A 23,976-nucleotide genomic window follows, 5' to 3' on the forward strand; every position below is an offset into this window, starting at 1 on the left:
CGTGCCGCGGTCATTCAACGCTGTCAGGCTGTTAAAATAGCCTGACTCATACTTTTCATCTGCAACATGTGCGCTACCCCATTTACTGTGAACGTTCCGGTCGAACAACTGTGTGTCGGCTTGTACGTTCATCTGGATATTTCCTGGCTTGATCATTCCTTTGCGCTGAACAGTTTTAAGATAAAAAACGAACAGGAAATTCTGGCTCTTCGCCAGTTAGGTTTGAAAACGATCAGGGTGAACCCATCCAAGTCGGATTGTCGGCCTTTACCGCCGCCGCCAGCAAATACCGCCGTTGCAGAAGTTGTTCTGCCGACGCCTGAAGAGCTTGAAAAAATCAAAGAAAAGCGTGCGCGGATTGATCGTCTTCTGAAAGAGCGCAATGCGATTGCCGAGTGTGAAAAGGAATTGCTGAAAGCAGCGGGAACCTTAAAAAATATTACCAAGAATCTGTTTGCGCGTCCGCAAGAATCCGTCCGGCAAGCAGAAGAACTGGTACAGCAAATGCTGGAATCGTTGCTGGTCGATAAGGATATTGCTATCCATCTGATGAATGACAAAATCGCTGGCGAAGAGGCTTATTACCATTCGCTGAATGTGACCGTACTGACGATGATGCTGGCGAAAGAGCTCTCTTTTTCTGCCGACGATATCAAGTTGATGGGAATCGGATGCCTGTTTCACGACATAGGAAAAATGGAGATTCCTGACCGGATTGTGAATAAAGCTTTTGAACTGACGCGTGCCGAGCAGAATTTATTACGACAGCATGTTTTTTATGGTCAGCAAATCGCTGAAAAATTACATTTGCCAAAACAAGTGCTGGATATTATCAATCAGCATCACGAACACATGGATGGAAGCGGTTATCCGGGGGCTTTGCCGGGCGATAAAATTTCTCCACTGGCGCGTATTGTGACGATTACGAATGCTTATGATAATTTGTGTAATTGCCCTAATCCCGCAGATTCCATGAGCCCTTACGAGGCGATGGCGCATATGTTTGGTCATCTGCGCAAGCAGTTTGATCCTGCCGCTTTGAATCTGTTTATCCGTAGCATGGGGATTTATCCTCCCGGAACGATAGTCCGACTGTCTGATGGCACTTACGGTATGGTCGTCGCTGTCAATTCCGGCAAGCCTTTGCGCCCCAGCGTATTGATCTATGATCCGAGTGTCCCTAAATCCGAGGCGATTATTCTTGATCTGGTTCATGAGCCGGTTCTCGAGATTGAGGCCAGTCTCAAACCCGCGCAACTTGCACCTGAAATCTATGAATATCTGAGTCCACGCAAACGCATGACTTATTTCTTCGATACCCAGAAAAACGCCAGACAGTCATCCTGATACGTCTGTCAGACGAGACTGATTCCTGGTTGCTCACACAGCAGCAAGAGCGACAAATTTATCCGGATAAAGACATGACCAGTTATCTGCAGGCGACTGCCCGGCAACGCATAGACGGCATCATTGAACGTTTTCAGGAGTTGTTACCCGCATCACCTGCATGGGGCCGTCCGCATTTGCCACACCTGAATACTCCGGTTGCATTTGATGACGGCGTCATCATCGGGTACGGGAATCTGTGTGAAAAAATGGTATTCGCTGCTGCGCAGGACGGTAATTTCATGGGTGGCGCGATAGGTGAGGTTCATGGTGCCAAATTAGTTGCTCTATTGCGCAAAGCGCTGCAAGAGAGACCTGCCGCAGTGATACTGCTGGTTGAGTCTGGTGGTGTGCGCTTACAAGAAGCCAACGCGGGTTTGATCGCAGTTTCTGAGGTGATGCGGGCAATGTTGGCGGTGCGTGCAGCTGGCATTCCTGTCATCGTACTCAACGGTGGCCGGCATGGCTGTTTTGGTGGCATGGGCATCATTGCCAATTGCGCGGATACTCTTATCATGTCGACCGAGGCGCGGTTGGGCATGTCCGGGCCCGGAGTCATTGAAACTGTGCACGGCGTCGATGAGTTTGACTCCAGTGATCGTGCGTTGATCTGGCAAGTCAGCGGTGGCGAACACCGCTATCGCAGTGGTGATTGTCAGATGCTGGTGGTGGATACGATTGCTGCATTTAAAGCAGCGGCGGCACAGGCAATGACGATCACCAGCCAGACTGTGGTGGACTTCAGCGCACTTGAAGCCGAACATGCAATGTTAACGCAGCGCTTAGCGACATTCCCGCCAGCGACTGGCGAAACCGCTTGTGCTGATACTGGTAGAGCAGAGCAGCTTGAAGCGGAATGGCTTCCTTTGGTGGCACAGCTGTTTCCTGAAGGATGCGACATCATCGAAGAAAACTCGGTGTTATCAGGCACTGCGCAAATGAATGGCACTACGATCAGCGTCATCGGTACGACAAACCACACCGAAATTGGCGTCGAAATCGCCCTCCAGCAGGCGCAACTGGTATTGGCGACGGTGCGCGATTATCCGGGGCGGCCGATTTTGTTATTGGTCGATACGACAGGACAGCGTTTGCGTCGTAGGGACGAAGTGTTGGGTATACAGCGCTATATGGCGCATCTGGGGAAATGTATAGCGTCAGCCCGGCGAAACGGACATAAGATCATCGCTTTGGTTTATGGACAGGCCTTATCTGGTGGCTTCGTCAGTAGCGGCATGATGGCAGATGCTTGCTACGCACTATCGACGTCAATCATCAGAGTCATGGATTTATCTGCGATGGCGCGGATTATTAAAATCCCACTGGAAACGCTCACTGGACTTGCACAGTCGCATCCAGTTTTTGCGCCGGGCCCTGAAAACTATCTGCGCATGGGTGGCATACAAGAAATCTGGAAAAATAATCTGGCATCTTGTCTGATAGCCGCATACGCAGATCTGCCCGCTGAAGATTTACGGATGTCGCATGGCACTGCGAGAGGTGGGCGTGTTATGGCACAAAAAGTCGTTGATGCCGTATTATTCGCAGATATTAAATGTTAAGGCAGTATTGAATTGGATCAGATTGAACAATTTCAGCGTCATGATCTGGTGTGGTTATCTGATCAGGCATGGAGCGAAATTTTTTCCAAGCAAACGCAAAATAGCGCGGGTTTGCAACGCTGGCAACGAGAAGAGTGGCCAGCTGTGGTGTTGCGCCGGGATGCGCAAGCCGCCGATGATGAAGTCTGTATAGGATTTGATCTGTCGCTGACAGATGAGATGAGGCCATACGTATTTGCCAGAACCCGAGTTGAGAACATCATAGAACATCAGTCGAGTTTATCGCTGAGTACGGTCGTTCCGGTAGCACCTGTTGCCTGGCAAATCGCATTACGAGAGCTGAATCTGGAGGCAACGGCGGCCGGTGTGCGCTTACGCGTGTATGGCGCACTCGCATTGCAGTTTCTGACGGGATTAAATTATCTCGATACGAATGCCAGGATTGACATTCTGTTTCGCCCGCAAGACCATAAACATCTTGTTGCCGGACTGACTTTATTGCAGCGTTATCGTGAGCAGATGCCGCTGGATGGCGAAGTCATTTTTCCACGCGGGCAGGCAGTCAGTTGGAAAGAATGGTTATTATCCGATTCGGTGCCGGACGCTGCGCAGGATCAGTTGGTTCTGGTGAAAGACATGTATCAGGCCCGGCTACTTCCCAAACATGTGCTGACAGAAAGTCTGCATGAAACTTAGCCTTACCGGAATGGCAAAACACAGACATGATCAAAGCTAAGACTGATTCGGTTTTGAATGCACTCATCACTTGACGAGTTGATTACCTGGATCAGTCCGGTCAGCTTATTTCAAAGCACCTGCAGTTTAATAGCGACGGCGTGGCTGAGCAGAACCTGAGCCGCTGTGTTTTTCAATATGGCGGAAAGTGATGCGGCCTTTAGTTAAATCGTAAGGCGACATTTCCAGCGTTACTTTATCTCCCGCAAGAATGCGGATGTGATGCTGACGCATTTTTCCTGAGGTGTAGGCGATCAGTTGATGTCCATTTTCCAGATTCACTCTGAAGCGGGAATCCGGTAAAACTTCTTCAACCAGACCGCTCATTTCTAACAGTTCTTCTTTTGCCATTGTGGGTTCACATTCAAGTTAATGATTAGATACTGTCGCTGTTGCGGCAGTTGATATAGCCCTGCAATAACATTCATTGCAGGAACTGGCGTTACTTATTGTTCGTACAGCGTATCCGCTGCATGAAAGAGAAAAAGATCGTTATGCTGGCCATACTTGTATGGCATTTACGTCAGAACGTAAAGACATACCCGGAAAATCAGCACAGGCAAGAGCCACCAATTGACGCAAAATTACAAAGCGGATGGAAGAGGACAACAGATGCCGGAAAATTTGTTTGGTAATTGGACTAACTCACTTTAACGGGAAATTATACCCTGATTAGGTGATTACAGTCGCTTCTCAGGTTTGCCTTTTCATAATCATTACCTTATTGTTCTTTTCAGACAGAGCTGAGGTCGATCATAATTTTCACATCTAAATAGGCAATGCGAGGAATCGTTCTCCTTTCTTTGCGAGCTGGAGCATTCAGGCCGGTGTCAAGTTCCATGATGTCGGTGTATGATTCTGTCATTATAAATAATGTAATTTTTATGAGTGATTTCTCATCTTTTTCTGCGGAAGTGGGTGTAAAACAGAATAACAGTCTGTGGCGCCGGTGGAACAGAATTGCCACTATAGTTTTTTTACTGACAGCTGTATTGTACGTTGCTAACACTTGGTCACCATCTTCTTACGGTATCGCGCTGGAACATTTTTTTGGTTATTCGGGAAGTGGTCCCGACCTAGGAACACCGCGCGTTATTCGTAGTGATGAATGGGTGGTGGCAACGCCGCTGACACAGGCGACAGTAAATAATCATTTCCAACGTTATAACCAGACTTCGTTATACAAAGAAGATTTACGCATTAATTACGGTTTACCAATAATGGATTGGGGCATTATTTTTAAGCCCACGATGTGGTTGTACAAATTTGTGAATCCTGCTTATGCATACTCATTTCATTGGTACGCTATCTTTAGTTTATTTATTTTTGGTTATGCATTTTTATTTCGCCAGGTGGGAGCAGATCCGGTAATCGCTTATGGTTTGTCTTTCAGTTTGTATTTCACCGGTTTTTCACAATTTTGGTGGAGCGAGAAAGGGCCGATATTTGCCTTCTTTCCATGGGTGATTCTGCCTTTGTTTGCGCGCATCCCAGTCTGGATAAAAGCATTGCTGCTTTACTGGCTGGCGGTTTGCTGGCTACTGGTTGATTTCTATCCACCTATACAAATTTCGCTGGCGTTTACCGGCGCGGTACTTTTACTGGCGTACAGGCCAGAATTATTCAAATTTAAAACCTGCGTGATTCTGATTTTAGTTGCAGGCCTCGCCTCCTTAACGACCGCAGCGTATCTTTGGGATTATCTGCAGGCAACAGCACAAACAGTGTATCCCGGTGGGCGCAGCGTAGGGGGTAATCATACGTTTGATCGTTTTTTTCTTTCATGGTTTTTCCCTGCATTGAATTTTCAATGGGGATATGAGCCGACTATCGCTGCCAATATTTCTGAGTTGGGTACGGTTGGGATGTATTACTACTTGCTGATCGCTTGTTTTCTGGATTTCAGTAACTGGCGAACTCCATGGAGTGATCAAAAAACTCGTTTGCGTTTATTGATACTGGGGGCCGGTTTTTTAATGATGGCAGCATGGATGTTATTACCTCTGCCTGATTGGGTTGGTAAGCCGTTGCTGTGGAATCATGTGCAGGCTGCACGGATGCAGTTCGCTGGGGGGGTATTGCTGACTTGCCTGATGTTTGTTGCCGCGAACAGTTTCGGCTTGAAATTGTCGTTTCTCCGGGGTGTGATTCTGAGTGCGATGGTCTTGTTCACCTGGTACTACATCAAACGCCTTGAAGACCGGAGTATTTTTGAAGAACTCGTATTTTTGTTCCTGGTGGTGATGATCTATGTTGGTGTTCGCCGTCAATGGTTTAAGCCTCACCCCGGATTCGTTGCTATTTCTCTGATACTTGCGGCATTGCTATTTGGACGTTTCAATCCGTTGCAGCCAGCATGGCCGATTTTTAATCACGAAAAAAATGAAATAATCCGGAATTATGATGCCTTAGCGTCAGCAAATAATGGCGTGCTTGCTGTTCAGAATTTACCTGGTGCCACGGCAAATGGGATGGGCTTTCTTTCTGTAAGTCACGTTACTCCGGTTCCTCATTTGGAATTCTGGCGCAAGCAATTTCCAGATCTATCCGCTACGGAGCTAAACCAGATTTTTAATCGCTATTCGCATATTCATCTCACTGGTGAGATTGATAAACCTGACTCCCCTCAACTGGACGTGATAAGGGTGCCGTTCAGTCACTTCAGTAGTGCTGGTCGTTTACCAGCTCAATACGTTAATTTCAGTTCTTTGCCCGTTAAAAAAGATGGTGAATTTAACGTTGAAATTAAGGATGATAAGCAACTTGTGCTCAAAGGATGGGCACCGTGGCAAGGACCGTTGCAAGAGCATGCTCTGGAGATCATGATTACGCCTGCAACCATTGGCGAGCCCAAAAATGAAATAATGATGCGTCCGGATCTGCCGATGAATACCAATCATCAGGTCTCCGCATTAAATGGGTTTACGCTACGCATACCAGTGAATGGTAACGTCTCCTCGCTGTGCATCGTATCACTTGACATCTCGACTGGCCGTCGGGTCTTGTTGAATAACCCAGTAGATTTACCTTATTGCGAATTGAAAAAATGACCAAATTGTTACCCCGGATAGCTATTCTGATACCGTGCTACAACGAAGAATTAACGGCACCAAAGGTGATCCGTGATTTTCAGGCTGCGGTTCCTGAAGCCAGTATTTACGTGTTTGATAATAACTCCCGTGATAAAACGAAAGAGGTGGCTGCTGCGGCAGGTGCAATCGTGGTGGATACACCTTTGCAAGGCAAAGGCAATGTCGTGCGCCGCATGTTTGCCGACGTCGAAGCAGATGTTTATCTGATGGTCGATGGCGATGCAACTTACGATGCCAGTTGCGCCAAAAAATTAATAGCAAAGCTGTTGAATGAGCATCTGGATATGGTTGTCGGTTGCCGCGTCGATCAGGGGCAGGCAGAAAACTATCGCCCAGGGCATCGTTGGGGCAATCAGTTGTTAACGGGCGCTGTCAGGAGTGTGTTTGGCGGTAAATTCACTGATATGTTATCCGGATACCGCGCATTTTCCAGACGCTATGTGAAGTCCTTCCCTGCATTGACTAAGGGCTTTGAAATTGAAACTGAACTGACGATACACGCGCTGGAATTGCGTATGCCATATGGCGAGGTCACGACTCCCTACGGTGCCCGCCCGGAAGGATCAGAGAGCAAACTGTCTACCTACCGAGATGGCTTTCGTATTCTGAAATCCATTATCCGTTTTTATATGATGGAGCGGCCATTTGCATTTTTTGGCATCATCAGCCTGCTCTTAACAATGCTGTCTATAGGCTTGATTGCCCCTGTCGTTATGGAGTTTTATGAGACCGGATTAGTGCGCCGGTTGCCGACCGCTGTGCTGAGCGTAGGTGTGATGTTGTCTGGCCTCTTATCACTTCTGTGCGGCTTGTTACTCGACAATGTCACCCGGGGACGGCATGAAATGAAACGCCTTGCCTATCTGTCGGTCGCCCGTTTTACTGAGCGGTACGACGCGTAATGGTAAAAAAAGAATTACTGCGTTTTGCGATTGCCGGTACTGTCGGCTTCGTCGTTGATGCCGGTGTTTTATATCTGGTAAAAGACAACCTTGGTTATTACCTGGGGCGTGCACTGTCATTTTTTCTGGCAGTGTTTTGTACCTGGTTATTGAACCGGCAGTTCACGTTTCATGAAAAGGCCTCAGGCGTCTCCCCCGTTCTTGAATTTATCCGTTATTTTTGGCTGATGCTAGGTGGCGGAGCGATCAATTATCTGACGTATGCAGCATTGATTCACTGGTTTTTCTATATGCAGAAATACCCAGTGTGGGCGGTAGCTGCGGGCAGTGTCGCCAGTATGACGATTAACTTTCTCTCCCTGAAATACGTGTTGTACTCGAAACAAAAAAAGCACACGTAAATTCAATACGCGAAATCAAACAAGCGTTCCGTGGTTGCATGGAGAGTCGGATCCGGTACTGAGCGAGTAACGTGGACGGTACAATCACAGCGTAGGGATGGCAGCGTTGCGCGTATTGACCGGCTTGGAAAAACGACTTTTCTGAACCAGTTAATACGCCATATTTCTTCATCCTTCGGTAAGGCTGAAATCGATGGTAGTTGCTTGAAATTATGAGAGTTATTGTCCAAATCAGTGCTTGTTACACTATTGATTTTTCTCACTAACTGCTAAATTTTCTCATTATCTATTAACTTTTCACATCCGTTCCAACACCATGCGCTTGCTGATCTGCGTGGTATGAAGAGCGTACCATTGCGCCGACGGCGGCGTGTGCGAAGCCCATTTTGTAGGCTTCTTCTTCATACATTTTGAAGACATCAGGATGCACATAACGGCGTACCGGCAGATGATGCCCGCTTGGTGCCAGATACTGGCCTATGGTCAGCATATCGACATTGTGAGCGCGCATATCGCGCATCACTTGCAGCACTTCTTCATCGGTTTCGCCGAGACCCACCATGATGCCGGATTTGGTCGGTGTGTTTGGATGTTGTTCTTTGAAACGCTTGAGTAAATTCAGTGAATATTCGTAATCTGAACCGGGGCGGGCTTCTTTGTAGAGGCGTGGTGCTGTTTCCAGATTGTGGTTCATCACATCGGGTGGTGCCAGGTTCAGAATTTCCAGCGCTCTATCCATGCGGCCGCGGAAATCCGGTGTCAGGATTTCGATGCGCGTGGCTGGCGACAATTCGCGGATTTTCGTAATACATTCGGCAAAGTGGGCTGCGCCGCCGTCGCGCAGATCATCACGATCCACCGAGGTAATGACAACATAACTGAGTTTGAGATCAGCGATGGTTTTGGCCAGATTCAATGGCTCATTGACATCCAGCGGGTCCGGGCGGCCATGGCCGACATCGCAGAACGGGCAGCGGCGTGTGCACTTGTCGCCCATGATCATGAAGGTCGCAGTGCCTTTGCCAAAGCATTCGCCGATGTTCGGGCAGGACGCTTCCTCGCACACCGTGACCAGTTTGCTGGCACGCAGAATATCTTTGATCTCGTAGAAGCGGGTGGTTGGTGAGCCGGCTTTAACACGTATCCAGTCAGGCTTAGGCAAGCGTTCCATTGGTACGATCTTGATAGGGATGCGCGCAGTTTTACTGGCACCTTTCTGTTTTTCAGTTGGATCGTAAGCAGCAGTCGTGGTGTCGGGGGATACGGGTGTGTTGTCGGTTGTCATGATACGGATCGGTTCAGAAAATCAGAAAGCGTTTATGGAGAAACGGTCAAAAGGTGCTGCAAATGTTGTGCGAGCGTCGCCTGTACCTCGGCCAGCGGAACACTGACTCCCAGTGTCTTCATATCCACTGTGGCCAGTCCCGCGTAGCCGCAGGGATTGATCCATGAAAATGGCGTCAGATCCATGGCTACATTCAGCGAAACCCCGTGATAAGTGCAGCCGTTGCCGCGCACTTTGAGTCCCAGTGCGGCAATCTTGGCACCTTTGTAGTCGCCATCGCAGACATAGATGCCTGGTGCGCCAGCTTTGCGTTCGCCGGCGAGATTATACGCTGCCAGAGTATCGATCACGGCCTGTTCTATTTTGTGTACAAATTCACGCGCAAATAAACGGGCTTTCGGGTGGCTGCGTCGCAGATCTATCATCAGATAAATCACGACCTGACCCGGGCCATGATAAGTAACTTCGCCACCGCGATCGGTCTGCACCACCGGAATATCATGCGCCGCCAAAACATGCGATTGATCTGCGCCGAGGCCGAGTGTGTATACGGGAGGATGTTCAACGATCCAGAATTCATCCGGTGTCTGCGCATCGCGCGCATCGGTGAATGCGCGCATCGCATCAAAAGTGAGCTGATAAGATTCAACGCCGCGATGGATGACGCGAGGGGAGATGGAATTAGACTGAGCTGCTTGCATAGAACGCTAGTGTAACATCGCTGCGGGACGAATTCTGCTTTTAGCGCGGCCGGCAATTGCGGCATGTATTGCGTGGCGTGGCATGCTGAGGCGTCTCAGCGAACGCGTTTCGGCAAGTTAATGTGTTTGATGTGTTCCCAAAAAATAAAGATCACGCGGTCATCCCGGTGATCTTTATGCTGAAACATTGGCGATGTTGATCAGGCAAAAACGTGGCTGATTTTTTTTGTCAGTTTTTGCCATTGGAATGGGAATCCGGCATTTTTTGCTGGCGCTTGTTGTGGCTGGATTGCTGCCACGGATGCGACGCTGCTGTTTTGCTGATCGGCTTCAATCACTACCAGACGGTGCGCTGGTACTGTCACAGATTCGCCAGCGCTCAGCCAGAAATCTTCGTCTTCACCGGCAATCGTCAGCCAGATACGACCCGCTGTCACGGTGAATGTTTGTGCTTGTTCACTTTGGCCGGAAACGGTGTCGCCAGCGGCGATAGTGAAAGATGGTTTTGCGAAATTAATTGTCATTTCCAGACTCCTTGCGATTGCTGCATAAAGTTAAATATGCAGCAATTTATCTCTGGGAAGAGCAATCCTGCATTACGACGTCAGAATTGTAGTCGTTAAAAAGTAAGATGCAAAACGAGTAATTTTGACTTTCCTTGCTAATTAAATTCACAGTAATATGCGTTATCGAAATAGGAGATATAAGCAAAATGGATTTCCGCCGTCTGCCGAATCTTGCTGCTTTGCGCGCGTTTGAAGCGGCTTCCCGCCATGAAAATTTCTCGCGTGCGGCTGATGAAATTCACCTGACCCACGGCGCGATCAGCCATCAGGTCAGGGCGCTGGAAGAAGAGCTCGGTGTGGAGTTATTTGTCAGAAATGGCAAGCGCATCCGCATCACGCCCGATGGCGAACGTTTCGCCAGCGCGATCCGGCGCTCCTTGCAAGAGTTGGCGGATGCGGCCGATGTGCTGCGTGACCGCAATAAACAAAAACGGTTGGGAATCACCTCGCTGCCTTCATTTGCGGCGCGCTGGTTGTCGCCGCGTCTGGGGCGTTTCATCGAACACCACCCCGACCTTGAAGTCAGCCTGCAATCGAGTTCGTCGCTGGTCGACTTTACTCGTGAGCAGGTGGATATTGCGATACGTTTTGGTCTCGGACATTATCCGGGGCTGGTCAGCGAACTACTGATGGGTGATGAATATTATCCGGTTATCAGTCCCACTTATCAGGCCGATAAAGTGCCGCAGACGCCAGCGGAGCTGGTGGGGGCGCATTTGCTGCGTTGTGACGAAGAGCCCTGGTTGCCGTGGTTTCGGGCGGCCGGGCTGGAGGCGGACGAGCCCAGCGGCGGGCTGATTTTTCAGGATTCTTCTATGCTCGCCAGAGCGGCGGTCGATGGACAGGGAATCGCGCTCGGCAGGCATGCGATCGTTGAGTCGGATATTCAATCCGGTTTGCTGCGACGCTTGTTTGACATCAGTATTCCTTGTCCGGTGTCGTATTACCTGGTGTATCCGGCAAGTTCTATGGATAAACCACAGGTCCGGGCGTTCAGGGAGTGGTTGCTGGCAGAAGTGCGCTCGGCCGGAACCTGATTTTGCATACTCCCCCCGTTTTTAATGAAAAAGCCCTTTATGTCCACAGAAATAAAGGGCTTTAAAAAATACTCCCGGGGAGTATTTTTAAGACGAAATATCGCTTATAGCACGACCTTGACCATAGGATGACCAGAGAGCTCGCGGTACAGGTTGTCGAGCTGTTCGCGGCTGGTGGCGCGGACCGTGACGGTTAATGACAGATACGTGCCTTTGCTGGATGGGCGCATATCCATTTTCCCGGCGTGAAACGTCGGGTCGTGCAGCGTGACGACTTCCACCATGGTCTGCGCGAACGCGTCGTGCATCGCACCCATGATCTTGATCGGAAAATCACTGGGATATTCGATCAGGCTTTCTTCTGGCGGGATAGGTCTCATTTCCATGCTAATTCCATTTCTTCATCGTGCCGGACGGCGCTTTGCATTCCTGAGTTCATGAAGAAATGGAAATGCGCTGTGCTTACGCCGCTTTGGCTAATTGGTATGCTGCATACAGTTGCTTGTAAATGGGGCCGGGCAGTCCATTTCCAATAGTCTGATCGTCAAGTTTGACGACGGCAAGCACTTCTTTGGTCGCGGACGATAACATGACTTCATCCGCGGCAAACACTTCATCACGAGTAATGCGGCAGGCTTTGAACGGAATATTCTTAGCTGCGCAGATTTCCTCGATCAGCGCATAGCGTATGCCTTCCAGAATCTGGTTGTCTTTCGGTGGTCCCATCAGCACGCCGTCTTTGACGATCCAGACATTTGACGACGAGGCTTCGGTCAGATAACCGTTACGGAATTGTATGGTTTCCGTGACGCCATGTTCAGCGGCATTCTGCGCGGCAAAAACATTGCCGAGCAGGGAAATTGATTTGATCTCGCAGTGCAGCCAGCGCAGATCTTCCATCGAAACACAGGCGACGCCATGTTCGCGCGCTTCTGCCGATGGCATCACGATAGGATTGGTCATGATGAACACGGTCGGTGTCACGTCTTTTGGGTAAGCATGGGCACGCTTGGCCACACCGCGCGTGATCTGCAGATACACCATCTGATCATCAGCTTCATGCGCATCCATGACCTTGGCGATCAGTGCCAGCCATTCCTCTTTGCTGTGCGGATTGCTGATGCCAATCGCATCGAGGCTGCGGAACAGGCGCGCCAGATGCTGGTCAGCGCGGAACATCTTGCGACCATAGACGGGAATGACTTCGTAAATGCCATCGCCAAAAATAAAGCCACGGTCCAGTACGGAAATTTTAGCTTCGGAGAGGGGCGTCATTACGCCGTTCAGATAAACCAGAGGATCATTCATGATGTCATTGCCTGTGAGGAGAAAAACTTATTCTCACACAGATCATGCACACAGATTATGCAAATATCGCATACGACGATACCTGCGGGTTATTTGTTAATGCCGTAACTGGTGTGAGGATCACCGGCATCAGTTGCACTGCGAACGTAAAAAAGCCACGCAAGCCGGGTTGGCGAACGTGGCTGTTGAATGTGACTGATGAACGTGGCTGGCGAATGAGCTTTAACGGGGCATGATGAACGATGCCCGCGTCAGTGTCGTCCGGCTTATTTGAACATCAGGCGAACCGAATCCCAGGCGCGGCCAAAGATGCTGGCCTGATCGACTTTTTCTAAAGCGAGTACCGGAAATTCAGCAATCGCTTTACCATCGAGCATCATTTTCACTGTGCCGACCTTACTGTTCTGTGCTATCGGTGCCACCAGCGGATCTTTGCGTTCCAGTGCCGGTTTCAGTTTAGCTGCCGAGCCTTTCGGTAATGTCACGTACAGGTCGCGATCGAAACCGATTTTGATCTGTGCCTGCGAACCTTTCCAGATTACCGGCGTGTCGATGGCCTGGCCTTTGGCATACAGCTTGACCGTATCGAAATTCAGGAAGCCCCAGTTCAGCAATTTCAGGCTTTCCTGTGCTCTTACCTGATCGCTGGCGGTGCCGGTGACAACAGAAATCAGGCGGCGCTGACCTGTGCCATTTGGACGATTCGCCGAAGAAACAAGGCAATAGCCTGCCGCTTCGGTATGGCCAGTTTTCATACCATCGACGGTCGGATCCAGCCACAACAAACGGTTGCGGTTAGGCTGGGTAATTTTGTTGTAGGTATAACTTTTGGTGCTGTAATAAGTTTTGTAATACTCAGGAAAATCGCTGATCAGACGTGCCGCTACCGTGGAAAGATCACGTGCAGTCGCATAGTTTTCCGGGCTGGGCAAACCATGTGGATTAGCGAAGTGGCTGGACTTCATACCGATGCGTTCGGCTTCGCGGTTCATCTGTACCACGAAGGCCTCTTCGCTGCCTGCGACGGCTTCCGCCAGCGCAACGGCTGCATCGTTACCGGATTGCACGATCAGACCGTACAGTAATTCATTGATGGTGACCGGCTTGTTTGGCTCAATGAACATCTTCGAGCTGCTGGCATCGACTTTCCATGCGCGGGTAGAGACATTCACGCTCTGATTCAGATCGAGCTTTTTCTCTTTGAGCGCAGAAAACACCATGTAGGCCGTCATGATTTTCGTCAGCGACGCAGGTTCTATGCGCAGATCAGGGTCTTGCGCAGCGATCACCTGATTACTGGTGGCATCCAGCAGTATCCAGGATTTGGCAGCAACGGTCGGTGCGGGCAGTGTTTGTGCCATCGCTACTGACATCGTCAGTAGTGAGGCGGCAATAGTAGCAAGGAATTTTTTCATTGGATGAGACTTAAAAAAACAAAAAATAAAAGCAAAAAGAGAATATCAGCGTCAGGCCGGCTTATCCCACATGCTGGTGACCAGCTGTTTGATATGGTGCAGGCGACGATGGAAAAAATGATCTGCGCCAGGAATCACGGTGACCGGAATATCTTGCGGGCGCAGCCAGTCGAGGACGGCGGACAGCGGTATCGTGTCATCCTGCTCGCCGTGGATCAGTATGGTGTTTGCCGGAATCTCAGGCATGGCCCATTTACCGGCGGCGGCACCGACGAGCACCAGACGTTCTGCCGGTGTGCCTGCCTGTATCAGCCTTTGTTGCAAACAAGCTTGCACAAAAGTGCCGAAAGAAAATCCTGCCAACGCTAATGGCAACGTGGGATAACGTGTGCGCATGTGTGCCAGCAACAATGCCATGTCGTCGGTTTCGCCGATGCCCGCATCATGTGTTCCGGCAGACTGGCCGACGCCGCGGAAATTCATACGTACGGCGGCGTAGCCTAGACCAGTGAAGGTGCGTGCCAGCGTTTGTGCGACCTTGTTATCCATCGTGCCGCCATACAGTGGATGCGGATGCGCGACCAGTGCCAGACCGAGCGGTGCTGCGAAAATTTCAGGATCAGGTAAATCGAGCGCGCATTGCAAAGGGCCGACGGCGCCCGGAATCAGAAAATGTTCAGTTTGAGCGTTCATGCGTAAAAATCAGGTGTTCGGTAATTGCAGGCGTTTGACGATGCCGCCGCCGACCAGATCCACATCAATGATTTCATCAATATCCGTCTGATCAACAAAGGTGTACCAGGTGCCTTGCGGATAGATCACCATCACCGGCCCTTCATCGCAACGATCGAGGCAACCCGCTTTATTGATGCGGATTTTTCCCTGACCATTCATATCCATTTGCTTGATGCGTCGTTTGGCGTGTTCCTGAGCTGCTTGCGCGCCGTGATCGGTGCAGCAGGGGCGACCATCGTCGCGTTGATTCATGCAGAAAAACACATGTTTTTGGAAATAGAGAGGTTCAGACATGATGAGCAATTCTTTAGCTTCTGGCAGTTAATCTGACTCCGGATGGCTATCCGGTGATAGCGGTCAGGCGAAGGGCGAACGGCTGTGCCGTCAAGCCGCTATGATACTGCAACTTGCGCAGCCGCCGGTTTGGGCTTTCGTAACAAAGTCCACAACGCCATCCATGGCCAGCACAGTGATAAGAACTGCGCAGCACCGTTAAAGTTCAAAAATTTTCCCTGCACCCAGGTTTGCATGGTCGCGGCGAAGTAGGGATTGTCCGGTAACAGATTCAGCACCACGAGCGAAATCAGCAGCAGTAAAAAAGCCAGTCGCTTCTGCGCCCGCACCGGCGCAAATGAAAAACCGTACAACATGATGGCGCTGATCAGTAAGCCGCCGATCGCGCCTGGCGTCATCCATGCATACGCATATTCGGGCTTGAACAGCAAAGCGCTGGCCAGTGTTTTGGCGATCAGCGTCATACTCAGCAGCAGCATACCTAGCGGAAATTTTGGCGCATGGCGGTTGAATAAACTCAGGCAAATCAGTATCGCGCCGGTACAACCGCTGGCAGTGATGAAGGTTTCCGCCAGCAGATATTCATCGGCACTGAATTCCATTCCTTGCAGAACAAATGCGCCGATATCGATATCCATGTCGAACAAGTCGCTCAGGTGTTGCGACAAGATCGGCAGCAGTTGCCCCAGCCCGAACAGATAGGCCTGCGGATACAGTTGTGCCATCGGCCATAAACCCAGTAAGACGATTTCCCAGCTCGAATCCTGATAGGTCCATTGTTTGCGCAATAATTGCAGTCGCCCTTTTTCCAGTATCAGTGGTGTCAGCAGCGCCCCTAAGATCGCCCCGAGTACCGCGCCGCTGCTGTTGGTCAGAAAATCGAGCAGCGAAGTGACGCGGCTCGGCAAAAAGTATTGCACCAGCTCGGCGACTGCAGAAATCAGGGCACCGCCAAAGCAGGCGATCAGCGCCGCCCACCAGCGATTCACCAGCGGGTACAGTGCAAAGACGATCAAGGTGCCGAACGGGACATAACCAACAATATTGATGCCAGCATCAAATTTGGTCCAGTAACGCGGCCATTGCCGGATCACGTCAGGCAATGCCGACAAATTATTTGCCTGCCAGCCGGTAAATGGATACCAGCTTGCGTACAGAATCAGCACGGTATAGGCGAGCAGGCAGACCCGTGCGAAAGGGGAGCTGTGTAAATGACTGACCAGATCACTGGTCGCACCTGTATCTGGTGACGGAGTGTGCTTGTCCGGCAGGGGGTCGCTCATGGTGTAAGTTAATTCAGAGCCAGGCTATGGAGCCATTTCTGCATGTCGTTGATCATATTGTCGACCGCTGTTTGCATGGCCTTTGCGCCGCTGGCGGCATCGGCGCTGGCAGTCGGTATTTGCAGCAGAAAATTCCGCGTGCCGATAATGTTATGTCCTTTAACCACGATACCGCGCGCATAAATGTGTGCATGGCTGGTGTTTGGCGCGGTGAATACCTGAGAAAACTCATCGAGTTCCAGGCGTAAGACCGGCAAACTTCCTGCGCTATCAGCGGTGTTGGTGACCACCGCGCCGCGCGAGTTCAGCACCAGCTTGATTCTTTGCGCGACTAACTGGGCGGGTGGCATACTCCAGCGCGCTTGCGCATACGGCTTCAACTGCTGCGCGTTGTCGTATTGCAGGCGGTACAGCATCGCATTACTGTCGAGGGCGGCCGGAACCTGAATCTCGGCGAGCGCAATTTGCATTTTTGTATTCGGCAGCGAGATTGTATTGAACGGGCCGAAATCGTATTGCTGGCGTTGTGCCGGAGCCGTGCTGCTGCAGGCGCTCAACAGACTGATGCTGAATATCACCAGCGGCAGAAAACGGTAGTGAGTAAGGCGATAGAGTCGTTGCATACGATGTCCTCAGGTAGTCTTCTCTGTTATTTATTTGGGCGCGACAAAACCGGCTTCACCGGGGCCGGGCGCGGCAGGCGGATTGCCAAACAGGATGCTTTGCGGCCTGTCGTTCAGATTTTCCGTGGTGCGGTTCAGCGAACGCAGGCTGCTGCGAGCTTCGCCGGTCAGGCTCTGGATGCGCGGCAGTGTTTCCATCGTCACGCCGTTGCTCAGTTGATCTAATGCCAGATTAAAGCGGGCGATCGGGCCATCGGCAGACTGCAATTGCGTACTGAGTTGATTCAGATTATTGGTGAAGCGCGATGCGTCTTTAGATAACACACTGACGGTGTTCAGGGTATTTTGTGTCTGATCAATCAGCCCTGGCAATTTATCCAGGCTGGGGTTGAGTTTGTTCGGCAATGCCTGCCACGCTTCTGCCGCTTTGTTGATATTGTCGACGGCGCTGATCATGGTCTGACGATTTTTCGGGTCGAGCAGGCTATTGATGCGGCGGGTCAGTTCTTCAGTTTGCGTCAAAATTGCCAGCCCGCGTTCCTCCAGATTCTGCATGACACCGGGACGCAGCGGAATCCGTTGCGTGGTACCGTCCTGCGCTAACGGGGCAGAAGCGCTGGCTGTTTTATCTTCATCGAGCTGCACAAATGCAATGCCGGTCACGCCCTGATAGGCGAGAGTCGCGAAGGTGGCGCTAGTGACCGGCGTATCCGGAATCACTTCCAGACGCAGTATCAGTTGCCCCGGATTTTTATCGTCAAAATCGATGTCAGTCACATTGCCGACTTTAATTCCTTTGTAGCGCACTGCCGCTTGCAGGTTAAGGCCGGAGACCGCTGATTTGGTCACGATTTCATACGGCGTGCGCTGAATTTTGTCGCGCCCCAGCCAGATCGCGATAAAAATAGCGAGGATCAATAAGGCGATGGTGAAGAATCCAGCAATTAAGGCGTGTGATCGGTTTTCCATGGCTTTCCTATGGTGTAGCGGGTGTCAGCACTTCCATGGCGCGTTTGCCGCGACCACCGAGGAAGAAGCTGCTGATGAACGGGTGCTGGAAGCGGACGACTTCCTGCGGTGTGCCGACGACGATGACTTTTTTTTCAGCCAGCACCGCAATACGGTTCGACAGTGCAAACAGGCTGTCGAGATCATGCGTGACCATGATGACTGTCAGGCAAAGTTGCCGGTGCAGTGACTGTATCAGTTCGACAAAACTGTCGGAGCGATCCGGATCAAGTCCTGCGGTCGGTTCGTCGAGAAACAGCAATTCAGGGTCAAGTGCCAGGGCGCGCGCCAGGGCGATCCGTTTGATCATACCGCCGGATAAATCTGCCGGCATTTTCGGTGCATGTTCAAAGGCGATGTCTACCATCTGTAATTTCAGATACACCAGATCGGTGATCAGGGATTCCGGTAATTTTCTGAGTTCGCGCATCGGCTGGGCGATATTGTCGAACACGCTCAGCGCTGAATACAAAGCGCCATGCTGAAACAGCATACCCGAACGTTTGCGCAGATAATCTAGATGACTACTATCGGATACCTGCAAGTCTTCACCGAAGACTTTGATGCTGCCGCGACGCGGCGTTTCCAGCCCCAGCATCTGGCGCACCAACACAGTTTTTCCAGTGCCGGAACCGCCGACGATGGATAAAATTTCACCGCGCCGCACCGATAATTCCAGATTGTTATGGACGAGGGCACGCCCGAATTGGGTGCGTAAGCCCTGAATTTCGATTACGTTATCGGTCGTCATCAATAGCCCACTTTGCTGAAAATAATCGCAAAAATCGCATCGGCAATGATCACGACGGTAATCGCAATCACCACAGAATTAGTGGTGCCGTGCCCCAGGCTTTCCGTATTCGGTTTAATGCGCAAACCATAATGGCAGGCAATCAGCGCAATCAGGATGCCGAAGGCAACACCTTTACCCAGACCTATCCAGTAATTCAGCAGTGGCACCGCATCCGGCAATTTATAGACAAAAAATTCCGGGCTCATGCCGAGCAGTGCCTGTGCCGAAATCATGCCGCCTATCAGTGCCATCACATCGGTCCAGATCACCAGTAGTGGCATCGCGATGGCGAGTGCCAGCACCTTCGGCAGGATCAGGCGCGAACCATGCGGTATGCCCATCACCAGCATCGCATCCAGCTCTTCGGTGACCCGCATCACACCGAGCTGCGCCGTGATGGCTGAGCCCGAGCGACCGGCCACCAGAATCGCGGCCAGCAAGGGACCGAGTTCGCGGATGATGCTCATGCCGAGGATATTGACGATAAATAAATCGCCGCCAAACGTCAGTAATTGTTGTGCGGACAGATAAGAAAGCACGATTCCGATCAGGATGCCGACCAGTGCCGTGATCCCCAGCGCCTGCGCGCCCATGCGATACAGGTTGGCGGATAATTCTTTCCACGGGCCTCGCAGCGGATGGCGTATAAAACCAGCCAGATCGATCATCAGTTGACCGAGCAAGATGCTGAAGCCGTACAAGTGCTCAAAGAAGCCGAGCACGATGTCGCCGAGTTGCATGATGCTGTAAAAGAGCGGGCGTTTTGCGCTGACCAGATTGACCTGACTGGCTTCTGCCACGCGCTGAAACAAACCTTCATGCACCGGCTGCAACACCAGATGTTGCGGTTTTTTCTTGCCCCAGGCACGCCACAATATTTGTGCCCCGACATGATCCAACGCGCTGATCTGGCTTAAATCCCAGTGAATATCGTCGCGCTGCCCCTTGTTGGTCAGCTCTGTCTGCAAATCATGCAAGCGGCGGCCTTCAGACAAGGCGTGCACCAGCCACGCGCCAGCGACGCGAATCGTGGTCTGATCTGCATGGTTGACGGTCAGGGTGGGAGGGCTAACTGGAGGCATGTCGTCAGTGTAAACGAGATAACTGTTTTGCTGCAATGAAGCAAAGCATACATTGACTGATGTTGATCTTCATTAAAAGAAATATACCATCCGGCATCTGAGCTAGATTGCTAGCGGCTGTCTGAGGTAGGCGTTTTGCAGTTCGTAAATGGGCTTATTTAGCCCGTTAACAATGGCATATAGGGGGAGTATATTCAAAAATCAGGCTATTCTCAGCATAAACATTGGGCTTTTAAATATACTCCACCCAGTATATTTAGTGCTTAACAGGCGTTTCTGGCGCATGACGGGGATGCAGCACCGGGGCTGTCATCCGGCGCAGCGCTTATTTTTCCTGCCGTACCGGCGTTTTTTTATCGATCACTTCGCGGCAATCGCCCTTCAACGTCGCATTATCGTAATCAGACCAACCGTAACTATCGACATAGCGCGTGTGCGCAACCAGTTGCGGGCTGAGTATGCTCCAGTTCAGCCTTTCATCGGGATAGCGAATATTGCCCATGTCGAGCAAGGTATGAAACACGTTTTCCGTCGATAGCCGGAATTTCTGATGGCGTTTCAGCTGCCGGATTTTCTCTGGAAATAATTGCTGATAGTCGTCCGAATACCAGATGAAGGCCGGGATGTGGAATTCATATTGCGTATTGTGGCCGTGAAACGCCAGACCGCAAGTGCCGTCATACAAGGTTTGTCCATGATCTGAGATATACATCATCGAGGTGACTTGCTGGCTTGCCTTCAGGCGCTGTATGACTTCCGACAATATCCAGTCGGTGTACAGAATTGAATTGTCATAGCTGTTGCTGAGTGCCGGTTTATTCTTCAGCTCGGTATAGGCGGGGTTATCGACGCCGAACAGCGAGGGTTTCCAGTGATCGTATTCTTTCGGGTAGCGATGGCTATAATTCCAGTGGTTGCCCAGCGTATGTAAAACGATCAGCTTTTTAGGTGCGGCATCGTTCATCGCACGGCTCATGGGATCCAGCAGGATGTCGTCGAAACTGGAACTATTGGTGAATCCGCCCAGATTCAGAAATTGCGTGACATCGGCTTCTTTGGCGAACACCGAGATCGGCGTGTCGAACTGACCAAAGCTCATTTGGTTCGATATCCAGAAGGTTTTGAATCCCGCTTCTTTAAACGCTGACAAAAACGATTTTTCAGAAAATCCGGCTTTCAGGCTTTGTGCCGCCGGCTTGCGCGACACAATGACCGGCACCGACAGGCGAGTCGCCGCAACGGCCGTAATCATGTCGCTGAAGCTCACCAGATTGTCTTCCAGTGATAATAAGGGATTGGTTTCACGTTCGTAGCCATTCAGGCTCCAGCGATCGTAGCGTGATGATTCACCGAGCACTACGACGATAGTTTGCGCTAACTTTGGGTCGCCTCCGAGGGTGGCGTTGAAGCGGAAGTTGCGGCTTTTTTCAGACAGCTTCGACAGATATCCGCGTTCGCTCCAGAAATCTGCGACACGCACCGCCAGTCCGAAAGGCCAGGTGCTGGTGAAGACATCCTCGTCGTAATGTATTCCGGCCCAGGATGGCAGTGGCCCGAGTAGTTTGCTTAATGTCTGACGCTGATGTTCCAGCCACGCCTGCGGGATCACTTTGCCCGTTGATTGCGCGCCCGCAGCTGGTGCCGGCGTATCTTCGTCGTCAGCGCTATCGCTGATGCTGGCAGTCACGGTTGGAGGCGCTGCCCGCACGCCGACATATTCGCCGTAACCCCAGATGCAGAACCCCATCATTACCATACTGATCAGGGCCCAGCGGCTCGGATGTTGCCAGTGCAGTGCTGGCGTATTCAAGGCAATTTTCAGCAGGCTCCACCACCACGCCGTAATCATCAGCGTCAGAAACAACAGCAGCCAGACTTTCTGTCCCAGAAATTCAATCGCTTCTTTGGGGCTGGTTTCCAGCAATATACCGAGGTGATGCGTTGAAATGCTTTGTCCAAAATACAGTCGCAGATAAATCTCTATGGGTATCGCCAGCATTGCCGGTAGTAACAGGAAATGAAACCAGCGCGGATGCTTGAAGACCGCCCATAGTACTGGCCAGCAAATAATCTCCATCGCCAGTAACTGCCAGCCTTTTTCTATCGGCTTCCCCAGCATCAGAGAGAAAAACGGAATCGCTGAGAGTAGCAGATAACTGAATAGCAGAAAGAGAGGGCTGGGACGTAATAAAGAGCGCATCGGGATAGTGGCAGGCTGGCTTGCGGTTGTTGCAGCGTGACGGAACGTCGCCGCTTATCGCAACATAGGGTGGTCACTAAAACAGTTCAGGTCGACAATATAAATGATTTGCGAAAACACCGGGTGCTGCTTCAGGCAGTTGTCAGCGAAATCTATTCGAGAAACTGAAAAAACTTAATCAAAATAAAACAAAAGGGATGGAGATACTTGATTTTTCAGAGAAATTTCCTACCCTGACTTGCCATCTTGAAGTAATCAGAGCGCTCAGCGACGCAACGAAAAACGTTGACATGTCTGGATCAAGCGACATAAAATTGCGAGTTCTCGATTTTGGGTTTGCAGTTTTCAACATGTTTCTAGCTGTTTTTTGCGAAAAAATATGCTTAAAAAGCAGGCAGATATTGGGCTCGTCTGAATAATTCGGACGTAAAAAATGATTTTTAGTGCCCGGGCAACCGTTTCCGGGTTTGTGTTTAACGTTGTATTTTGTTGGATTAAAAACGATGCCAACCATCAATCAACTGATTCGCCAACCACGTGTTTCTGCAGTGGTTAAGAGCAAATCGCCGGCGCTGGAAAACAGCCCGCAGAAACGTGGCGTTTGCACCCGCGTTTATACTACAACTCCCAAAAAGCCTAACTCGGCTTTGCGTAAAGTTGCCAAAGTTCGCCTGACTAATGGTTTCGAAGTTATTTCGTACATTGGCGGTGAAGGCCATAACTTGCAAGAACATAGCGTAGTCCTGCTGCGCGGTGGTCGTGTAAAGGATTTGCCAGGTGTTCGTTACCATATGGTTCGCGGTGCTTTGGATACACAAGGCGTTAAAGACCGTAAGCAAGCTCGTTCCAAATATGGTTCTAAGCGCGCTAAGGCAGTGAAGAAGTAATTATCTCGTAATTTAATCTCCGTAAAGTATTACGGATCAGTGTCGGTTCGGAATGAGCCGAGTAAGTGACTGGCTATGATGGCCTGTCGCGAGTGTCGGGTGAATTGTTGCTCAATGCTCAACTGAAGATTGAAAGGAATTGAAATGCCACGTCGTCGTGAGGTCCCGAAACGGGACGTATTGCCAGATCCAAAATTTGGTAATGTTGAAGTAGCAAAATTTGTTAACGTATTGATGTTGTCTGGCAAGAAGTCTGTTGCTGAAGGCATCATCTACGGTGCGTTTGATCACATCCAGCAAAAATCTGGTAAAGATCCTCTGGAAGTGTTTGCATTGGCAATTAACAACGCCAAGCCACTGGTTGAAGTAAAATCCCGCCGTGTTGGTGGCGCGAACTATCAGGTGCCTGTTGAGGTGCGTCCAGTTCGTCGTCTGGCTTTGTCTATGCGTTGGTTGCGTGAAGCTGCAAACAAGCGTAGTGAAAAATCCATGCCACAACGTTTGGGCGGTGAGTTGTTAGAAGCCGCAGAAGGCCGCGGCGGTGCAATGAAGAAGCGTGACGAAGTTCATCGTATGGCTGAAGCCAACAAGGCCTTCTCTCACTTCCGCTTCTAAGAGTAAGAGTAAGGAGCCTTTGTATGATGATTATGCAATGGTTCTGGCAAGTATTTTGAATCAGGC

General features: G+C 50.6%; 24 protein-coding genes. 9 read left to right on the forward strand and 15 right to left on the reverse strand.

Annotation, left to right across the window (positions count from 1 at the left end; genetic code table 11):
• Positions 1 to 66: 66 nt before the first annotated feature.
• The 3 genes from KDM87_RS02305 (at position 67) to mdcG (ending at position 3,644) form a co-directional block, all read left to right on the forward strand.
• On the forward strand, positions 67 to 1,347 hold the full coding sequence (locus tag KDM87_RS02305) for an HD-GYP domain-containing protein (RefSeq protein ID WP_212677590.1): 1,281 nt from the start codon (positions 67 to 69) through the stop codon (positions 1,345 to 1,347).
• Positions 1,348 to 1,421: 74 nt separating this feature from the next.
• On the forward strand, positions 1,422 to 2,948 hold the full coding sequence (locus KDM87_RS02310) for a biotin-independent malonate decarboxylase subunit beta (RefSeq protein WP_212677591.1): 1,527 nt from the start codon (positions 1,422 to 1,424) through the stop codon (positions 2,946 to 2,948).
• A 12-nt stretch (positions 2,949 to 2,960) separates the two neighbouring features.
• Positions 2,961 to 3,644, forward strand: coding sequence for a malonate decarboxylase holo-[acyl-carrier-protein] synthase (gene mdcG / locus KDM87_RS02315; protein WP_212677592.1), 684 nt, complete (start codon positions 2,961 to 2,963; stop codon positions 3,642 to 3,644).
• A 126-nt stretch (positions 3,645 to 3,770) separates the two neighbouring features.
• Here the strand turns inward: mdcG and infA are convergent, their stop codons facing one another.
• The gene (gene infA, locus KDM87_RS02320) at positions 3,771 to 4,034 is read right to left on the reverse strand and encodes a translation initiation factor IF-1 (RefSeq protein WP_186896270.1); all 264 of its coding nucleotides are present in this window, start codon (positions 4,032 to 4,034) and stop codon (positions 3,771 to 3,773) included.
• Between the two features lie 428 nt (positions 4,035 to 4,462).
• Between infA and KDM87_RS02325 the strand changes: the two genes are divergently transcribed.
• Genes KDM87_RS02325 through KDM87_RS02335 form a run of 3 tightly spaced genes read left to right on the forward strand, consistent with a single transcriptional unit; the run spans position 4,463 to position 8,078 of the window.
• Entirely contained in the window at positions 4,463 to 6,733 is a 2,271-nt protein-coding gene (locus KDM87_RS02325) for a DUF7657 domain-containing protein (protein WP_212677593.1), read from the forward strand.
• Positions 6,730 to 7,677, forward strand: coding sequence for a glycosyltransferase (locus tag KDM87_RS02330; RefSeq protein ID WP_212677594.1), 948 nt, complete (start codon positions 6,730 to 6,732; stop codon positions 7,675 to 7,677). The genes KDM87_RS02325 and KDM87_RS02330 overlap by 4 nt, the downstream gene beginning before the upstream one ends.
• Positions 7,677 to 8,078: a GtrA family protein gene (locus tag KDM87_RS02335; protein WP_212677595.1), complete on the forward strand. Its 402-nt coding sequence runs from the start codon at positions 7,677 to 7,679 to the stop codon at positions 8,076 to 8,078. Before KDM87_RS02330 ends, KDM87_RS02335 begins: the two co-directional genes overlap by 1 nt.
• Before the next feature lie 289 nt (positions 8,079 to 8,367).
• On the opposite strand, the gene lipA is transcribed toward KDM87_RS02335, so the two are convergent.
• The 3 genes from lipA to KDM87_RS02350 form a co-directional block, all read right to left on the reverse strand.
• The gene (gene lipA, locus KDM87_RS02340; protein ID WP_212677596.1) at positions 8,368 to 9,363 is read right to left on the reverse strand and encodes a lipoyl synthase; all 996 of its coding nucleotides are present in this window, start codon (positions 9,361 to 9,363) and stop codon (positions 8,368 to 8,370) included.
• A 32-nt stretch (positions 9,364 to 9,395) separates the two neighbouring features.
• Entirely contained in the window at positions 9,396 to 10,064 is a 669-nt protein-coding gene (lipB, locus tag KDM87_RS02345) for a lipoyl(octanoyl) transferase LipB (RefSeq protein ID WP_212677597.1), read from the reverse strand.
• Between the two features lie 200 nt (positions 10,065 to 10,264).
• Positions 10,265 to 10,588 (reverse strand): DUF2917 domain-containing protein, encoded by a 324-nt coding sequence (locus KDM87_RS02350; protein WP_212677598.1) that lies wholly within the window; start codon positions 10,586 to 10,588, stop codon positions 10,265 to 10,267.
• Positions 10,589 to 10,776: 188 nt separating this feature from the next.
• On the opposite strand from KDM87_RS02350, the gene gcvA reads away from it, so the two are divergent.
• Positions 10,777 to 11,667 (forward strand): transcriptional regulator GcvA, encoded by an 891-nt coding sequence (gcvA, locus tag KDM87_RS02355; protein WP_212677599.1) that lies wholly within the window; start codon positions 10,777 to 10,779, stop codon positions 11,665 to 11,667.
• A 104-nt stretch (positions 11,668 to 11,771) separates the two neighbouring features.
• On the opposite strand, the gene KDM87_RS02360 is transcribed toward gcvA, so the two are convergent.
• The 11 genes from KDM87_RS02360 to KDM87_RS02410 form a co-directional block, all read right to left on the reverse strand.
• Positions 11,772 to 12,053 carry a DUF493 family protein gene (locus KDM87_RS02360; RefSeq protein ID WP_212677600.1) on the reverse strand — a complete coding sequence of 94 codons (282 nt, stop codon included), beginning with the start codon at positions 12,051 to 12,053 and terminating at the stop codon, positions 11,772 to 11,774.
• 76 nt (positions 12,054 to 12,129) lie between these two features.
• On the reverse strand, positions 12,130 to 12,975 hold the full coding sequence (locus KDM87_RS02365; RefSeq protein ID WP_212677601.1) for a D-amino acid aminotransferase: 846 nt from the start codon (positions 12,973 to 12,975) through the stop codon (positions 12,130 to 12,132).
• Between the two features lie 266 nt (positions 12,976 to 13,241).
• Positions 13,242 to 14,390 carry a D-alanyl-D-alanine carboxypeptidase family protein gene (locus KDM87_RS02370; protein WP_212677602.1) on the reverse strand — a complete coding sequence of 383 codons (1,149 nt, stop codon included), beginning with the start codon at positions 14,388 to 14,390 and terminating at the stop codon, positions 13,242 to 13,244.
• Between the two features lie 51 nt (positions 14,391 to 14,441).
• Positions 14,442 to 15,083, reverse strand: coding sequence for an alpha/beta hydrolase (locus KDM87_RS02375; RefSeq protein ID WP_212677603.1), 642 nt, complete (start codon positions 15,081 to 15,083; stop codon positions 14,442 to 14,444).
• A 9-nt stretch (positions 15,084 to 15,092) separates the two neighbouring features.
• Positions 15,093 to 15,419, reverse strand: coding sequence for a (2Fe-2S) ferredoxin domain-containing protein (locus tag KDM87_RS02380; protein ID WP_212677604.1), 327 nt, complete (start codon positions 15,417 to 15,419; stop codon positions 15,093 to 15,095).
• A gap of 98 nt (positions 15,420 to 15,517) precedes the next feature.
• The gene (locus KDM87_RS02385; RefSeq protein ID WP_212677605.1) at positions 15,518 to 16,702 is read right to left on the reverse strand and encodes a VanZ family protein; all 1,185 of its coding nucleotides are present in this window, start codon (positions 16,700 to 16,702) and stop codon (positions 15,518 to 15,520) included.
• Between the two features lie 8 nt (positions 16,703 to 16,710).
• On the reverse strand, positions 16,711 to 17,325 hold the full coding sequence (locus KDM87_RS02390; protein ID WP_212677606.1) for an ABC-type transport auxiliary lipoprotein family protein: 615 nt from the start codon (positions 17,323 to 17,325) through the stop codon (positions 16,711 to 16,713).
• A gap of 30 nt (positions 17,326 to 17,355) precedes the next feature.
• Positions 17,356 to 18,294 (reverse strand): MlaD family protein, encoded by a 939-nt coding sequence (locus tag KDM87_RS02395; protein ID WP_212677607.1) that lies wholly within the window; start codon positions 18,292 to 18,294, stop codon positions 17,356 to 17,358.
• 7 nt (positions 18,295 to 18,301) lie between these two features.
• Positions 18,302 to 19,084 (reverse strand): ABC transporter ATP-binding protein, encoded by a 783-nt coding sequence (locus KDM87_RS02400; protein ID WP_212677608.1) that lies wholly within the window; start codon positions 19,082 to 19,084, stop codon positions 18,302 to 18,304.
• Entirely contained in the window at positions 19,084 to 20,208 is a 1,125-nt protein-coding gene (locus KDM87_RS02405) for an MlaE family ABC transporter permease (protein ID WP_212677609.1), read from the reverse strand. Before KDM87_RS02405 ends, KDM87_RS02400 begins: the two co-directional genes overlap by 1 nt.
• Positions 20,209 to 20,533: 325 nt before the next feature.
• Positions 20,534 to 22,408 (reverse strand): phosphoethanolamine transferase, encoded by a 1,875-nt coding sequence (locus KDM87_RS02410; protein WP_212677610.1) that lies wholly within the window; start codon positions 22,406 to 22,408, stop codon positions 20,534 to 20,536.
• Positions 22,409 to 22,911: 503 nt separating this feature from the next.
• On the opposite strand from KDM87_RS02410, the gene rpsL reads away from it, so the two are divergent.
• Together rpsL and rpsG are read left to right on the forward strand one after the other, a co-directional pair.
• Positions 22,912 to 23,295 (forward strand): 30S ribosomal protein S12, encoded by a 384-nt coding sequence (gene rpsL, locus KDM87_RS02415; RefSeq protein WP_186886132.1) that lies wholly within the window; start codon positions 22,912 to 22,914, stop codon positions 23,293 to 23,295.
• Positions 23,296 to 23,439: 144 nt separating this feature from the next.
• Complete coding sequence (gene rpsG, locus KDM87_RS02420) at positions 23,440 to 23,910, forward strand: 30S ribosomal protein S7 (RefSeq protein WP_162039546.1); 471 nt, start codon at positions 23,440 to 23,442, stop codon at positions 23,908 to 23,910.
• Positions 23,911 to 23,976 lie beyond the last annotated feature (66 nt).

The sequence above is a fragment of the Cognatundibacterium rivi genome (genome assembly GCF_018139565.1).
GTDB lineage: Bacteria > Pseudomonadota > Gammaproteobacteria > Burkholderiales > Burkholderiaceae_D > Undibacterium > Undibacterium rivi.

What these genes read in the sequence shown, in the direction of transcription:
- rpsL (WP_186886132.1), top strand. Translation starts at nt 22,912, where the DNA reads ATGCCAACCATCAATCAACTGATTCGCCAACCACGTGTTTCTGCAGTG.
- KDM87_RS02365 (WP_212677601.1), bottom strand. Translation starts at nt 12,975, where the DNA reads ATGAATGATCCTCTGGTTTATCTGAACGGCGTAATGACGCCCCTCTCC.
- infA (WP_186896270.1), bottom strand. Translation starts at nt 4,034, where the DNA reads ATGGCAAAAGAAGAACTGTTAGAAATGAGCGGTCTGGTTGAAGAAGTT.
- KDM87_RS02400 (WP_212677608.1), bottom strand. Translation starts at nt 19,084, where the DNA reads ATGACGACCGATAACGTAATCGAAATTCAGGGCTTACGCACCCAATTC.
- KDM87_RS02385 (WP_212677605.1), bottom strand. Translation starts at nt 16,702, where the DNA reads ATGAGCGACCCCCTGCCGGACAAGCACACTCCGTCACCAGATACAGGT.
- KDM87_RS02335 (WP_212677595.1), top strand. Translation starts at nt 7,677, where the DNA reads ATGGTAAAAAAAGAATTACTGCGTTTTGCGATTGCCGGTACTGTCGGC.
- rpsG (WP_162039546.1), top strand. Translation starts at nt 23,440, where the DNA reads ATGCCACGTCGTCGTGAGGTCCCGAAACGGGACGTATTGCCAGATCCA.
- KDM87_RS02325 (WP_212677593.1), top strand. Translation starts at nt 4,463, where the DNA reads ATGCGAGGAATCGTTCTCCTTTCTTTGCGAGCTGGAGCATTCAGGCCG.
- lipA (WP_212677596.1), bottom strand. Translation starts at nt 9,363, where the DNA reads ATGACAACCGACAACACACCCGTATCCCCCGACACCACGACTGCTGCT.
- KDM87_RS02370 (WP_212677602.1), bottom strand. Translation starts at nt 14,390, where the DNA reads ATGAAAAAATTCCTTGCTACTATTGCCGCCTCACTACTGACGATGTCA.
- KDM87_RS02395 (WP_212677607.1), bottom strand. Translation starts at nt 18,294, where the DNA reads ATGGAAAACCGATCACACGCCTTAATTGCTGGATTCTTCACCATCGCC.
- KDM87_RS02380 (WP_212677604.1), bottom strand. Translation starts at nt 15,419, where the DNA reads ATGTCTGAACCTCTCTATTTCCAAAAACATGTGTTTTTCTGCATGAAT.
- gcvA (WP_212677599.1), top strand. Translation starts at nt 10,777, where the DNA reads ATGGATTTCCGCCGTCTGCCGAATCTTGCTGCTTTGCGCGCGTTTGAA.
- KDM87_RS02310 (WP_212677591.1), top strand. Translation starts at nt 1,422, where the DNA reads ATGACCAGTTATCTGCAGGCGACTGCCCGGCAACGCATAGACGGCATC.
- KDM87_RS02375 (WP_212677603.1), bottom strand. Translation starts at nt 15,083, where the DNA reads ATGAACGCTCAAACTGAACATTTTCTGATTCCGGGCGCCGTCGGCCCT.
- KDM87_RS02405 (WP_212677609.1), bottom strand. Translation starts at nt 20,208, where the DNA reads ATGCCTCCAGTTAGCCCTCCCACCCTGACCGTCAACCATGCAGATCAG.
- KDM87_RS02410 (WP_212677610.1), bottom strand. Translation starts at nt 22,408, where the DNA reads ATGCGCTCTTTATTACGTCCCAGCCCTCTCTTTCTGCTATTCAGTTAT.
- KDM87_RS02350 (WP_212677598.1), bottom strand. Translation starts at nt 10,588, where the DNA reads ATGACAATTAATTTCGCAAAACCATCTTTCACTATCGCCGCTGGCGAC.
- KDM87_RS02305 (WP_212677590.1), top strand. Translation starts at nt 67, where the DNA reads ATGTGCGCTACCCCATTTACTGTGAACGTTCCGGTCGAACAACTGTGT.
- KDM87_RS02390 (WP_212677606.1), bottom strand. Translation starts at nt 17,325, where the DNA reads ATGCAACGACTCTATCGCCTTACTCACTACCGTTTTCTGCCGCTGGTG.
- KDM87_RS02330 (WP_212677594.1), top strand. Translation starts at nt 6,730, where the DNA reads ATGACCAAATTGTTACCCCGGATAGCTATTCTGATACCGTGCTACAAC.
- KDM87_RS02360 (WP_212677600.1), bottom strand. Translation starts at nt 12,053, where the DNA reads ATGGAAATGAGACCTATCCCGCCAGAAGAAAGCCTGATCGAATATCCC.
- lipB (WP_212677597.1), bottom strand. Translation starts at nt 10,064, where the DNA reads ATGCAAGCAGCTCAGTCTAATTCCATCTCCCCTCGCGTCATCCATCGC.